11 protein-coding genes are annotated in these 13,735 nt (G+C 48.2%); 4 read left to right on the top strand and 7 right to left on the bottom strand.

What is annotated here, in order from left to right:
* Positions 1-160: 160 nt before the first annotated feature.
* Complete coding sequence (gene lepA, locus ACFQ3W_RS15760) at positions 161-1,978, bottom strand: translation elongation factor 4 (RefSeq protein ID WP_379320196.1); 1,818 nt, start codon at positions 1,976-1,978, stop codon at positions 161-163.
* Positions 1,979-2,420: 442 nt separating this feature from the next.
* Here lepA and ACFQ3W_RS15755 point away from each other — a divergent pair, with 442 nt between their 5' ends.
* Entirely contained in the window at positions 2,421-3,614 is a 1,194-nt protein-coding gene (locus tag ACFQ3W_RS15755) for an AGE family epimerase/isomerase (RefSeq protein ID WP_379320195.1), read from the top strand.
* 19 nt (positions 3,615-3,633) lie between these two features.
* Positions 3,634-4,821 (top strand): glycoside hydrolase family 130 protein, encoded by a 1,188-nt coding sequence (locus ACFQ3W_RS15750; RefSeq protein ID WP_379320194.1) that lies wholly within the window; start codon positions 3,634-3,636, stop codon positions 4,819-4,821.
* Between the two features lie 83 nt (positions 4,822-4,904).
* Here the strand turns inward: ACFQ3W_RS15750 and ACFQ3W_RS15745 are convergent, their stop codons facing one another.
* The 4 genes from ACFQ3W_RS15745 to gpr all read right to left on the bottom strand — a co-directional run bounded on the left by ACFQ3W_RS15745 (position 4,905) and on the right by gpr (position 9,083).
* Complete coding sequence (locus ACFQ3W_RS15745; protein ID WP_379320193.1) at positions 4,905-5,987, bottom strand: LacI family DNA-binding transcriptional regulator; 1,083 nt, start codon at positions 5,985-5,987, stop codon at positions 4,905-4,907.
* Positions 5,988-6,109: 122 nt separating this feature from the next.
* A complete protein-coding gene (locus ACFQ3W_RS15740; protein WP_379320192.1) occupies positions 6,110-6,550 on the bottom strand; it encodes a hypothetical protein in 441 nt (146 codons plus the stop codon).
* Positions 6,551-6,590: 40 nt separating this feature from the next.
* Complete coding sequence (locus ACFQ3W_RS15735) at positions 6,591-7,901, bottom strand: stage II sporulation protein P (RefSeq protein WP_379320191.1); 1,311 nt, start codon at positions 7,899-7,901, stop codon at positions 6,591-6,593.
* Positions 7,902-8,072: 171 nt separating this feature from the next.
* Positions 8,073-9,083: a GPR endopeptidase gene (gene gpr, locus ACFQ3W_RS15730; protein ID WP_379320190.1), complete on the bottom strand. Its 1,011-nt coding sequence runs from the start codon at positions 9,081-9,083 to the stop codon at positions 8,073-8,075.
* 188 nt (positions 9,084-9,271) lie between these two features.
* On the opposite strand from gpr, the gene rpsT reads away from it, so the two are divergent.
* Positions 9,272-9,544, top strand: a complete 273-nt coding sequence (gene rpsT, locus ACFQ3W_RS15725; protein WP_379320189.1) for a 30S ribosomal protein S20 — start codon at positions 9,272-9,274, stop codon at positions 9,542-9,544.
* Positions 9,545-9,619: 75 nt separating this feature from the next.
* Here the strand turns inward: rpsT and ACFQ3W_RS15720 are convergent, their stop codons facing one another.
* Positions 9,620-11,467 (bottom strand): ABC transporter ATP-binding protein, encoded by a 1,848-nt coding sequence (locus tag ACFQ3W_RS15720; protein ID WP_379320188.1) that lies wholly within the window; start codon positions 11,465-11,467, stop codon positions 9,620-9,622.
* Positions 11,467-13,194, bottom strand: a complete 1,728-nt coding sequence (locus ACFQ3W_RS15715; RefSeq protein WP_379320187.1) for an ABC transporter ATP-binding protein — start codon at positions 13,192-13,194, stop codon at positions 11,467-11,469. Before ACFQ3W_RS15715 ends, ACFQ3W_RS15720 begins: the two co-directional genes overlap by 1 nt.
* 115 nt (positions 13,195-13,309) lie before the next feature.
* Here ACFQ3W_RS15715 and ACFQ3W_RS15710 point away from each other — a divergent pair, with 115 nt between their 5' ends.
* A complete protein-coding gene (locus ACFQ3W_RS15710) occupies positions 13,310-13,660 on the top strand; it encodes a PadR family transcriptional regulator (protein WP_379320186.1) in 351 nt (116 codons plus the stop codon).
* The last annotated feature ends 75 nt before the right edge of the window (positions 13,661-13,735 follow it).

Here is a 13,735-nt window from a genome sequence, read left to right as displayed (position 1 = left end):
GGTAATGCCTCCTTAAAAATTCTTTAATACTTCAAGAATTGACTTTCTTCTATATATAAGTTAGAACACGGTTACTCCCATTATCGTAAAAAGGAAAGCCGAATGGCTTTCCTTTCGCTACATATGCCTAATTTGCGCTTTATTCATCCCAGCTCGGGGATTAGTTATCATCAATTTTGAGCACCGCCATAAATGCTTCCTGCGGCACTTCAACATTGCCGACCTGCTTCATCCGCTTCTTGCCTTCCTTCTGCTTCTCGAGCAGCTTCCGCTTCCGCGAAATGTCGCCGCCGTAGCATTTGGCAAGAACGTTTTTGCGCATCGCTTTAACCGTTTCGCGCGCGATAACCTTCGTTCCGACTGAAGCTTGAATCGGCACCTCGAACATTTGCCGCGGGATAAGCTCGCGCAGCTTCTCACAAATGATCCGTCCGCGTTGGTAAGCCCGTTCACGGTGAACGATAAAGGACAGGGCATCGACCTGTTCGCCGTTCAGCAAAATATCCATCTTCACCAGATTGGATTGACGGTATCCTGACAGCTCGTAGTCAAAGGACGCATATCCCTTCGTGCTTGATTTGAGCTGATCAAAGAAATCGTAGACGATTTCGGATAATGGAACCTGGTAAGTAATCGTCACACGCGTTGTATCCAGATACTCCATGTTGACGAACTCGCCACGTTTATTTTGACAAAGCTCCATAACTGTACCCACGTAATCGTTTGGTACGATAATGGCAGCTTTCACATAAGGCTCCTCAACATAATCGATCTTGCCCACTTCTGGGTAGTTCGACGGATTATCGATCGAAATCATCTCGCCATTGGTCAGCTTGACTTTGTAAATAACGCTCGGCGCTGTCGTGATTAACGGAATATTGAACTCCCGTTCAATCCGTTCCTGAATAACATCCATGTGCAGAAGACCAAGAAAGCCACAGCGGAATCCGAAGCCCAGCGCGCTGGACGTTTCCGGCTCAAAGCTGAGAGATGCATCGTTGAGCTGCAACTTCTCCAAGGCTTCACGCAGATCATTGTACTCTGAGCTCTCAATCGGGTACAGACCGCAGTATACCATCGGATTGATTTTGCGGTAGCCTGGGAGCGGTTCGGCTGTCGGATTCTTGGCATCCGTTACCGTATCCCCGACCCGGGTATCCCCCACGGTCTTAATACCGGCAACGATAAATCCAACATCGCCGACGTTCAGCTCGTCCACAATCGTCATCCGCGGCTTAAACGCACCTACCTCGATAACTTCAAACGTTTTGTCCGTTGCCATCATTTTAATTTTGGAGCCTGCTTTAATGTGGCCATCGATGACGCGCACATACACGATAACGCCTTTATACGGATCGTAATGCGAGTCAAAAATGAGCGCTTTAAGCGGTTCATCCGGGTTACCTGCCGGTGCCGGTACTTTCTGTACCACCTGCTCCAAAATTTCTTTAATACCGATTCCTGCCTTGGCAGAAGCCAGAACGGCTTCACTAGCATCCAGACCGATCACATCTTCGATCTCCTGCTTCACCCGTTCGGGATCTGCGCTAGGTAAATCGATTTTGTTGATCACCGGTAAAATTTCAAGATTGTTGTCGAGCGCCAAATAGACATTTGCAAGGGTCTGAGCTTCAATGCCTTGAGCCGCATCGACAACGAGCAGCGCACCTTCACAAGCCGCTAAACTCCGCGATACTTCATACGTGAAATCGACGTGTCCTGGCGTATCGATCAAATTGAGCAAGTACTCCTCGCCATCATCAGCACGGTAAGTTAATCGCACGGCCTGCAGCTTAATCGTAATACCGCGTTCCCGCTCCAGGTCCATTTGGTCCAACACCTGATCCTGCATTTCGCGGGAAGACAGAGCGCCGGTATACTCCAGTATGCGGTCGGCAAGCGTCGATTTCCCATGGTCTATATGTGCAATAATACAGAAATTCCGAATTTTTTGTTGTCTTGTCCTGATATCAGTCATGCTTACCCCCACCACAAATCCTTGAAGTACAATCAATTTATTATATCAATTGCAAGGGGTGGCAGCAATCGGGCCGCTGTTTTTATTTTATTTTTAAATGCTGCCAATTTCTCCAACATCGCTACTAAAGCTATATTCAGGAAAATATTAGCTTTCTCTCCGCTAAAAATTAGCAATCGTCATCACCAATTCCAATAACAAATCTTCATTCAAACTAATGATAGCAGCCACTGCACAACTCATTAGATTCAGCAGTCTTTTTTCCACTAATCATAAGATCAAATGAAGCTCAAAATGTAACAAATTAAAAGTGTTGATTAACCCCATCGATAGATTTATATTAGTAATATGTTATCATGTTTGTTATTATTAACTATAACAAAATATAACGAACGAGTTAGCCCATTCAAATTTAGTCATCAAAAAGGAGGCATTTCGTTCAGTGGATAACCAAAACTGGAAAGCACAGCTGCAGGAGGAGCTGCAGGAGCATATTTTGCATTTTTGGATGACCCATACGGTTGATGCGGAGCATGGCGGATTTATCGGCTATATCGACCAACAACTTCAAATAAACCATAAAGCCGACAAGGGACTCGTTCTGAATGCCCGAATTCTATGGACGTTTTCTTCCGCCTACCGTCTCTTCCCTTCAGCAAAATACCTGGAGTTAGCCGGGCGTGCTTACGAATACCTGCGAGATTATTTCCTGGACCGCGAGAACGGCGGACTTTACTGGATGGTCGACTATACCGGGCATCCAACCCAGGATAAGAAGCAGATTTACGGTCAGGCGTTTGTAATCTATGCATTGGCTGAGTATTATCGGGCCACCTCGAATGAGGAAACGCTGAATTTAGCCATCGAAATTTATCGCTTACTGGAAAAATACAGCTACGATCCAACCTACCAAGGATATGTCGAGGCGTTATCACGGGATTGGAAACCAACCGAAGACCTCAGTCTTAGTGATAAGGATTTAAATGAGAAAAAATCGATGAACACCCACCTGCATGTTCTGGAGGCGTATACAAATCTGTACCGAGTATGGAAATCTCCAGAGCTCAAGAGAAGCCTCTCTGAGTTGATCGAAATTACGCTTAACCATATTATCGATCCAAACAGCGCCCATTTTGGGCTGTTTTTCGATGAGGCTTGGCAGGTTAAAAGCCATCATATCTCCTACGGCCACGACATCGAGGGGAGTTGGTTGCTGGTCGAGGCTGCTGAGGTTCTCGCCGATTCTTCCTTGCTGCAGCGTGTACAGAAAATGGCAGTCGCTATGGCGGAAGCCGTTTACAAGGAAGGTATTGATGCCGAAGGTGGGATTTTTAATGAAGCCGATCCTAGCGGTCTAATCGATCAGAATAAAGATTGGTGGCCGCAGGCGGAAGCGATGGTCGGGTTTTACAATGCCTACCAGCTCACAGGTGACGACAAATACCGGACTGCCTCGGTCAACTCCTGGAAATTCATTCAGTCTCATATGGTTGACCACACCAATGGAGAGTGGTTCTGGGGGGTAGACCAGACAGGAAAACCGCTAGCCGGAATGCCTAAAGTAAGTCCTTGGAAATGCCCTTATCATAACAGTCGAGCCTGTCTGGAAATGCTTGTTCGTTTGGACCAGAAATAATTTAATAACGGAGGGGAAAATGATGAGTTTATTCGAAGAGAGAAAACAGCAACTAACAGAGCATTATGAGGCCTTGATCGCACGTCGCAACGAGAAGCTGCCTTGCGGCAACGGAGTCTATGATCGTTACAATTACCCGGTTTTGACGGCAGAACATGCCCCGTTAATTTGGAAGTACGATTTCGATCCAAATACGAACCCTTTCTTCTCCGAGCGCATCGGGGTTAATGGCGTATTTAACCCAGGAGCCATTGAACTAAACGGTAAATTTTATCTTGTAGCACGCGTCGAAGGTGTCGATCGAAAATCATTTTTTGCCGTAGCCGAGAGCGACAACGGTATTGACGGGTTTCGCTTCTGGGATCATCCCCTAGTTATGCCCGAGACGGAAGACCCTGACGTTAATGTGTATGATATGCGGGTCGTACAACACGAGGATGGCTGGATTTACGGATTGTTTTGCACGGAGCGCAAAGACCCTGAGGCCCCAAGAGGCGATCTTTCGAGCGCCACAGCTCAATGCGGCATCGCCCGCACCAAAGACCTTGTTACATGGGAGCGGCTGGCAGACCTTAAGACAAAATCTCCGCAGCAGCGTAATGTTGTGCTGCATCCGGAATTCGTGAACGGTAAATACGCGTTCTATACCCGTCCACAGGACGGCTTCATTGACGCTGGCTCCGGCGGCGGCATCGGGTGGGGGCTGTCCGATTCGATCGAACATGCAGTCATTAATGAGGAAGTTATCGTTGACGACCGGAAATACCATACGATCAAAGAAGTTAAGAACGGCCAAGGGCCAGCTCCAATTAAAACAGAAAAAGGCTGGCTCCATATTGCCCACGGTGTTCGCAATACAGCAGCTGGGCTGAGATACGTGCTGTATGCCTTTCTGTCGAATCTTGAGCATCCTGAAGTTGTTACGCATCGCCCTGGCGGCCATCTGATTGCACCCGAGGGCGAGGAACGCGTCGGGGATGTATCGAACGTTGTGTTCTGCAATGGCGTTATCGCCCGCGATAATGGAGAAGTGTTTATATATTACGCCTCCTCCGATACCCGAGTACACGTCGCAACAACGACCGTTGATCGATTGCTCGACTATGTGCTTCATACGCCAGAAGATCCTTTGCGTTCCTATGCCTGCGTGCAGCAAAGATTAGACCTGATTAAGCGCAACGAGCAGTTCATGGCAGGGCGTAAATAAAATAGTAAATCGCACGAAACGCAAGAAGCGCGAGCCCTTTGGAACTTTCCAATGGGTACTCGCGCTTTTTTTCGAAATTACAATTAGCCCATATTTTTCGAGGCCTGCTTTTCAACATTTCCCGAAGTGGAATTCCGGTAGACGATATCGACGGACAGCATAATTTTCTCCTTAGGTGAACCTGGATCGGCAATCCGATCCAATAGCCTTTTGACGGCTCTTTGCCCTAGATCCTCTTTTGGAACATTGACGGTAGTGATCGATGGAGCTTTTTGCGAAGCCACATCGATATTGTCAAATCCGCTTACCGATACTTCGGTCGGTACGCTAAATCCCAGTTCATTTAGCAAATCGCATACCGACATGGCTATCTCATCATTGGCACACACCAGCGCGCTGGGCATTGTTTTAGTCTTTTTTCTAAGCTGCATCCAATTTAAGAGTTTTTCGCTGTACGACCCGGTATCAATCCCATCCAACCATAGCATTGGATCATCGCTTGGCTGAGGCGTCAAACCGTTCTCCTCCAGCATACTCCGAAAGCCGGTCCACCGATCTCGGAAGCTTCTCGAAAATGAGAGATCCCCTAAAAAATGCAAATTACGGTGCCCTAGACCGATCAAGTAGTTAGTTATTCTAGCCATACCGTCCAAATTGTTGGCGAAAACCGTGTCGCAAGGAATCAACGGGTCCTCGTGATCTACGAGTACAATCGGTAAACCGATTCGGTGGACCTCCAGCAGAGGCGATGTCGCGATTTGGCCAACCCCGATCATCCCGAGAATAGCTTCTGGCTTTAAAATATTAAAATAGTTGTCGCTGTTCGGCTCGGTCACGATAATCATCCCGAGTCCCTGCTTTTCAAGCTCCCGAGAAATACCCTCCAGCAATCTGCCCCAATACAGAGATTCTTTGTTTTGATAGCGAATATTAGGCATTAGAACGACAACCGACTTTCCTTGCGCGTTAGTTGCCATAGGGCCGGGCTGTATCGTATTTTTGACATAGCCGCTTTTTTGATTAAAATAACCAAGCTTGGAGGCGGCTTGAATGACACGTTCTTTCGTAGCTTCGTTCACGCCCCCTTTGCCAGATAACGCTTTGGAGACGACAAATTTCGAGACGCCTAAATGTTCGGCGATTTGCTGCATCGTGACTTTTTTCAAACAGACCTACCTCCGGACGTAAATAGAACTAACGAATTAGATAACAACAATATAACAATATTATAACAAACTTCATATTGCCAACAAGCTGTTATTTTCGTTAGCGCATTTTTTGCCCTTTGTTATTCTTCCGCGGGTCCAAACAGCGAAGCGACCCAGTGTATACTTTTTTGTGAGATCCGCTGCAGCAGATTCGCTGCTTTATCCGCGAACCGGTCCACCGCTGGGGGCTCCTGTGGCGGTAGCAATACATCTGCGGGAGTCTGAATAACGGAGCCCCCGCCAGCTTGGTTATTTTGCTGATGTGAGTTGGCTTCTTGGTTGACAGACCAGTTGGGCGCACCGCCAGGAGTCATGCCGGAATCAGGGTTCTGCCCCATGTTTTGCTGCAGTTGACCTTCGGTATGAGACGGAGACTCCTGTCCGTTGACTAGGAAGCCCCCACTTTGAAAGCCCGGACCGTATATGTCCGCCGTCCCGCTTTCCGCTAACTGCATACCTAGCGTCACCCCTGCTGCAAGAAGAATCACGTACAGCGCTGTTCTTCGCATCCTCTTGGCCATGATTGCACACTCCCTTCAGTCTATCAAGTCACCACTTAACTTAGGACTTCTTGCTTGCCTTTGCGTTATTGAGGCTTTCCTGGCTTCCTGCCTTCGTCAAAGATCCCGCCTTCTTCGCCTCCTGGCCTTCCCAATACAAGTCAGCCAGAATATCAGCTAATACGCTGGAAGTTCGCTCTAATTCCTTCTGATCGTTATCGATTCCCCCAATTTCGATCAATACGCTGTTTGGCGACAAGGACTGATTGTACTCTCCATTACCTTGTGCCGAAGTTTTACCCCAGATGCCTCGAGATATCCCGGGATACGATTTTTCCAGCCTCTCATGAATAGAGCTGGCAAAGGCCTCATTTTTGCGCCAGTTCTCATTGCCGTGTCCGATGATAAAGTACACCTGGGCATACGACACTCCATCAATCGTTGTTGTCGTCTTCTCATGTCTCTGGGAATCGCGGTGAATATCGATAAAATACTGCAGCTTACCATTCTCGGCCATCGCCGATTTTACGGTTTCCCGCGAGTATTTATATGAATAGTTATAGTTATAATTGCTAACTTTGGATGCATAATTCTCAAAGGAATGCAGCGTTGCCACGCCCTTTTGCTCCAGCTCCTTAGTCAGAGCATCGCCAACTAATCCTACATTTTTCATGTTCTCCGGAGAGCTTGGGTTGTCTACGTTCGAACCTAATACCGGGTTAAAAGATTCCTGTGGATGGGAGTGATAGATCATAACGATGTTTTTACTTCCCGGTTTGACTGTAGATTCTCCGGCTTGGCCTGGCTTATCATCTCCCGGCTTCGTTGGTTTTCCGGGTGCCACGTCGCCTTCATCTCCACCTGAGCCAGGCTCATTCCCTTCCCCGTCATCCGGTTCCGGATGGTCCGGTGCGCTTCCGTCAGCACCTGTGCCTGGCCGGTAATCCTCTGGCGCTTGTGCAATTCCGTTTCCGGAGCCAGTACGAAGCAGTATCGGGCTGTCAGCGCCTAGCCCCGGAACTTCACGGGCGACAAGGCTTTTGGGATCGGACGGATTCACATCCGTTAACAGCTGAAATACGAAGTTCGTCATTTGCTTGCCTGAAAAGGCTTTTGCCGTTTTTTCATTCGAAGCATGCGGCAGCTCCATCCCGACCATATTCACAAAAAAGTCGCTTGATAGCGAAGCCGCCAATCCTTTCATGGAGGAAACGGGAGAGGTGTTCAGGTTTTTCTCCGCTATGCCAAACACGCCAAGCAGAATAAAAAATACGACCGACATGACGGATAACAATAGAAATGTCCGCCCCATCGCCAGCACATGCAGCAGATTACTTCTTATTTTTCCAATGTTCCAAGCTCTAAATTTCATATCGCAGGTCCTCCTCCAGCCGCTTTCTTACCGGTATATTCCAAATCTATGAACCTATTTGCTAGGCTAGAACCTCGAATTCTCACAAAAAAAAGAAATCCGCTAGATTCACGGATTCCCTTGAACTTTCAACGTGTAGAAATCGCTATAGCTGCATGCTGGCAGCCCATATTAGTGGGTATAAGCTGCTACGTTATCTGGAGTAATAGCCTCGTGAAGGGAAATGTTCAGGCCGCTCGCAATGACGTTCGCGACGTCCTCGATAAATTCGTCGATTTCCTTCGGCGTTACAATCAAATCATGACCGAGAGGCTCCAACACCTCCTTAACGAGTCCCAATCTCTCTCCCTCGCTCAGTTCGGTCAGCAGCCCCATAATTTGCTTCGTTTGTCCGTTCCCGCCGCTTTCCTGATTGAAATGAGTCTTCATCAAATCAAACACATTGTTGACAATCGTTGAGGCGTAGCATACCGTCGGCACCCCAATGGCGATGCAGGGAACTCCTAAAATATCCTTGGTAAGCCCTTTACGCTTGTTTCCAATTCCGGAGCCCGGGTGAATCCCGATGTCGGCAATTTGAATTGTTGTGTTGATTCGCTCGAGCGACCGTGATGCTAACGCATCAATAGCAATGATCAGATCTGGCTTAGTTCGATCCACGATACCACGTACAACCTCGCTCGATTCAATTCCCGTTATGCCAAGCACGCCGGGGGCAACGGCGCTGACTTGACGATAGCCCGGGGACACTTGATCGGGAGTTAGCTCGAAATAATGGCGGGTTACCATCACATTTTCCACGACGAGCGGTCCTAGCGCATCCGGGGTAACGTTCCAGTTCCCTAGTCCGACGATAAGCACCTTCGCTTCGGAGGAAATTCCGATTTTGGTCAAAAAGGAGCTGAATTCTTTAGCAAAAGCAGCAGATACCTGTTCTTGCAGCTCGGTATCTTGGTTTCGCAGCCCCGGTACCTCGAGTGTGATATAGTGTCCCTGGACTTTTCCAATCTGCCTTGAGGCCTCCTCATTCGCCACATCAAGCCGGGTAATTTTAATACCGTTCTGCTCCTCAACTTGTTCACTTAACCCCGGTATAGGTCCTCCTTGGGATGATTCTACGATTTCCTTGGATTCTAGCGCCAGATCGGTTCTTACAGAGTATTGCTGCAAATCCAAACTCATAGCATAATGACCTCCATTTCCTCTTGTTGCCTATATTGTGCGGGAGAGGGAATAGGTTTATTCATTAGTCAGGCAAACGTAAACGATTTAAGAAAGATGAATTTATTGCAATTTACCGGTTCGCGTGATAAACTATTTTAAGTTGTGAATCATCTGGGATGATATATGCTTTACGGGAGGTGAATGCAATGCCAAACATTAAATCCGCAATCAAACGTGTGAAAACAAACGATAAGCGTCGCGCTTTGAACGCTTCGCAAAAGTCCGCTCTGCGTACGGCAGTTAAGAATGCCGACACCGCTTTGGCGAACAATGAAGTAGATACAGCTAAAGCTGCTTTCGCTGCTGCTACCAAAAAGTTGGACAAAGCCGTTACTAAAGGTTTGATCCATAAGAACGCAGCTGCTCGTAAGAAATCCCGCTTGGCTAAAAAATTGAACGCCCTTACGTCTCAAGCGTAAGCGTCGCTATTCATACAAACTTAAGCCCAAAAAGACCTGAACATTTTGTTCAGGTCTTTTTGAATATACTAGAATTTATAAAGTTACGTTATTATATTGGCTGTTGTATAAATTATAGTAAAATCCGTGCTGCGCCAGCAAGCTTTCATGATCGCCGATTTCCTGCAACTGCCCGCCTTCGATGACCATGATCGTGTCTGCATCACGAATCGTACTGAGCCGATGAGCGATAATAAAGCATGTCCGGCCGTGCATCAATTTCACCATCGCCCTCTGAATCCTCATCTCCGTGCGGGTATCAACACTACTGGTCGCCTCATCAAGAATCATGATCGGACGATCCGCGAGAATCGCCCGAGCGATGGCCAGAAGCTGCCTTTGACCTTGGCTCAGGTTGTCACCACTCTCGGACAGTACGGTGTCGTAGCCATTCTTCAGCCTGCGAATAAACCCGTCTGCCCCGGCCTCCACAGCAGCCTGTTTAACCTCCTCGTCCGTTGCACTCAGCTTGCCATAACGGATGTTTTCGCCGATTGTACCGGAGAACAGGTACGTATCCTGCAGCACGATACCGAAGCTCTCTCTTAGACTTTTTCGCGTAAACTCGCGAATATCAGTCCCGTCGAGCAAAATTCGCCCATCCGTCACATCGTAAAACCGATTGACGAGGTTGACGATCGTCGTTTTGCCCGCCCCTGTCGGCCCGACCAAAGCAATCGTACTGCCCGCCTTCGCCTTAAAACTGATGCCTTTTAAAATCGGTACACCGCCAGGGTATGCAAAATTCACATTTTGAAACTCAACCTCTCCCCGCGGCCTTAAAACCACTGGGGCATGCTGTTTGTCCTCCACCTCTTCATCTTGATCCAATACTTCAAATATTCGCTCTGCCCCAGCAACAGCCGTCTGCAAAGTGTTGAAGATGTTCGCCACCTCATTCAGCGGCCGGGAAAATTGCTTGGAATAAGTTAGAAAGCTCGCGATTACGCCCACAGTTATCATATCGTTCACGGCCAGAACACCGCCTACGCTGGCAATGACGGCAAAGCCTAAATTGCTGATGATGTTCATGAGCGGCATTAGATAGCCCGACATAATCTGCGCCTTGACACCAACTTGATACAGCTCATCATTAATCGTCTCAAACTCCTTGATAGCCTCCTGCTCGCGATTAAATGCTTTGACCACCTGCAGCCCGGAAATATTCTCCTCAATATGTCCGTTAAGCCGTCCCAGTGCATTTTGCTGTTCCTTGAACAGCACTCGGGTGCGCCTGGCAATCGTTCTTGACAGCAGAAATACGAGCGGCACCGTAATCATGCTCGCCAGCGTAAGGATCGGGTTCAAAAACAACATCAGCAAAAAGGAACCCCCGATTGCAACAACATCGGACATTAGCGATACGGTAGAATTTGAAATCGTCGTGCTGATGTTGTCGATATCGTTGGTGAAGCGACTCATCAGATCGCCGTGCGTACGTTTATCGAAGAAGGAAATCGGAAGCCGCTGCAGCTTTGCAAAGAGCTTTTTTCTTATATTTTTTACGATACGCTGCGATACGCCGGCCATCAGGAAGTTGTTCGTAACCGTCAGCAGCAGGTCACAAATGTAAACAGCTAACAATATGGCAATGGCTGATTGGACTGCCCCGAAAAGCACTGCGCCCCGTCCTGCGGCCATATCATCGACCGCACGGCCGATCATGTAAGGTACAGCAAGCAGTAGCAGCGCGTCCACCACGACAAAACCGAATATAAGCAGCAGACTTTTTTTCTCGGTTCCAAAAAAGCTCCACAGCCGCCGCATCGTTCCTCTGAAATCTCGCGGCTTCTGTACAGGAAATCCAGGCATTCTCCCCCCGCGGCCGGGCGGACGGATAGGCACAAAGTTGTCCGGTACTCGTTCGGTCCTGGATTCGGCCATCAGACAGCCACCTCCCCGAATTGTGACACGTAAATATCACGATAAATGGAGCAGCTTTGCAGAAGCTCCTCATGTGTGCCTTGCCCCACAATCTCGCCGTTATCGAGCACCATAATCAAATCTGCGCCCATCACCGAGGTGATGCGCTGGGCGATAATCATACAGATTAGTTCCTTGGACCGGCTCCGCAGACCGGTTAATATTTTGGACTCGGTAATCACGTCCACTGCACTTGTACAATCATCCAGAATCAGAACGTCCGATTGTCTCACAAGTGCCCTGGCAATGGAAATACGCTGCTTCTGACCGCCGGACAGATTGACGCCACCTTGTCCCAGCACTGTGTGATAGCCATCCGGAAAGGACATTATGAAATCATGCGCCTGCGCGATTTGGGCTGCTTGCTCCACCTCCGCATCGGTTGCATGTTCGTTCCCCCAGCGAATATTGTCAATGATGGTTCCTGTAAACAGTGTATTTTGCTGCGGCACCATTGCAATTCTGCAGCGCAGTGCCTGCTCGTCGAGCTCACATACATTAAGACCGGATACATATACGCCCCCGGTGGTCGCCTCGTAAAATCGCGGAATCAGATTGACCAGCGTAGATTTCCCCGAGCCGGTTGAACCGATAATCCCCAGCGTCATCCCAGAGCGGCACGAAAAATTGATTTGCTTCAAGACCGCTTCATTCTCTTTGCCGGTGTATGAGAAGCTGACGTTCTTAAAATCTATGTTTGTGATATGCTCGTGCTCGTGCATATCTAGCTGCTCAGGTCTAACTGGCTCCTCCACGTTCATCACCTCGCCGATCCGTTCCGCGGAAGCGCGAGCACGAACAAATGCCGTGAATACCATGGAGAGCATCATTAGCGAGGAGGAGAGCTGAGTCATATAATTAATAAACGCAATCGTCTTGCCTACTTCAAGCGAGCCGTTATTTACTGCAATGCCGCCAAACCACAGCACACAAATAATGCCTAAATTGATGATCAGCATGACGATCGGCGAAAATACGGCCATGACCCGCATCGTTAAGGTTTGTGTGTTCATCAGCCTTTCGTTAGACTCAGAAAAGCGATTCTCCTCATAATCAAACCGGTTAAAAGCCTTAACAACACGAACGCCGGATAAATACTCACGCATGACGCCGTTAATGTGGTCGAGAGTTCTTTGTACTTTTTGAAACAACGGATAACCGATCCGGGTATTGAGATATATGATGGCAATAACCATCGGGACGATAAAAGCGATAATTAGCGAGAGTTTGGCGTCGAGGGAAACCGCCATTACGATGCTGCCGATGCAGATAAGTGGGGTTTTGGCAAAAATACGCATGAGGCCGTTCACAAAGTTTTGCGTTTGAGTCACGTCATTGGTGAGACGTGTCACCAGGGAGGCGGTGTCAAATTTGCCGGCTTTCTCATAAGAAAGCGACTGGATTTTGCGAAACAGGTCAAGACGGAGCTCAGTTCCAAATCGCTGGGAGACAATGCTGGAAATATTGTTGCGGATCACGGCGCCGACGGCACCTATTCCTGTCATCATCAGCATGACTGAACCCGCCACCAGAACATAGCGCAGGTCCCGGTTTGCAATGCCGTGGTCTACCATTTTCGACATAATCGTCGGCTGAAGCAGATCGCAGAACACCTCAATCGATAAAAAGAAGATGCCCAGCAGAGCAAACTTATAATACTTCTTGACGTATTTTCCTAGGTAACGCATCGGCCGTCCCTTCCTTTCAGCTTCCGCTTAAGCGCTGTTTCTTTGCTTATGTATCGTTATGTAGTATTCTTTGTATAAAGGAATGCCTAAATTATGTCGTCACGGAGTGTAGCATATGGATAGCAGGGCTAAAAATCGACGTACCTACCGGTTTGCACCGGCCTTTATCTTATTGTTTCTTGCAGAAAAAAGCCTATATGGCTCCGCCATTCTAAGCGAGTTTCGGGACAGGCTGCCCGACTACAGCGTGGATAGCGCCGTGATCTACCGCTCGTTGCAGGAGCTGGAGAAGGAAGGCTCCCTCAAATCGAGTTGGAATACGGAAACACCGGGGCCAGCCACCAAGTGGTACGAAATTACCGATATCGGCCTTCAAAAGCTGGCAAACTATTATGGAGATATCGAAAAGCGAAAAAGAAACCTGGATTTCTTCCTTAGCACGTATAGTCAACTTCCACCTAGGTAGAGCCGTTCTGTATGCCACAGCGCAGGGCGGCTTTCTATTAGGCACCTATATGTTAATTACATATAGGTGCTGTTT

This window comes from Paenibacillus puldeungensis (assembly GCF_042678945.1).
Taxonomy (GTDB): Bacteria; Bacillota; Bacilli; order Paenibacillales; family Paenibacillaceae; genus Fontibacillus; species Fontibacillus puldeungensis.
Note: the sequence above shows the minus strand (reverse complement) of the source record. Positions and strands in the feature narration are given on the sequence as shown.

Coding starts and splice junctions, on each gene's coding strand:
- lepA (WP_379320196.1), bottom strand. CDS start 1,978: ATGACTGATATCAGGACAAGACAACAAAAAATTCGGAATTTCTGTATT.
- ACFQ3W_RS15750 (WP_379320194.1), top strand. CDS start 3,634: ATGATGAGTTTATTCGAAGAGAGAAAACAGCAACTAACAGAGCATTAT.
- ACFQ3W_RS15740 (WP_379320192.1), bottom strand. CDS start 6,550: ATGGCCAAGAGGATGCGAAGAACAGCGCTGTACGTGATTCTTCTTGCA.
- ACFQ3W_RS15735 (WP_379320191.1), bottom strand. CDS start 7,901: ATGAAATTTAGAGCTTGGAACATTGGAAAAATAAGAAGTAATCTGCTG.
- gpr (WP_379320190.1), bottom strand. CDS start 9,083: ATGAGTTTGGATTTGCAGCAATACTCTGTAAGAACCGATCTGGCGCTA.
- rpsT (WP_379320189.1), top strand. CDS start 9,272: ATGCCAAACATTAAATCCGCAATCAAACGTGTGAAAACAAACGATAAG.
- ACFQ3W_RS15720 (WP_379320188.1), bottom strand. CDS start 11,467: ATGGCCGAATCCAGGACCGAACGAGTACCGGACAACTTTGTGCCTATC.
- ACFQ3W_RS15715 (WP_379320187.1), bottom strand. CDS start 13,194: ATGCGTTACCTAGGAAAATACGTCAAGAAGTATTATAAGTTTGCTCTG.
- ACFQ3W_RS15710 (WP_379320186.1), top strand. CDS start 13,310: ATGGATAGCAGGGCTAAAAATCGACGTACCTACCGGTTTGCACCGGCC.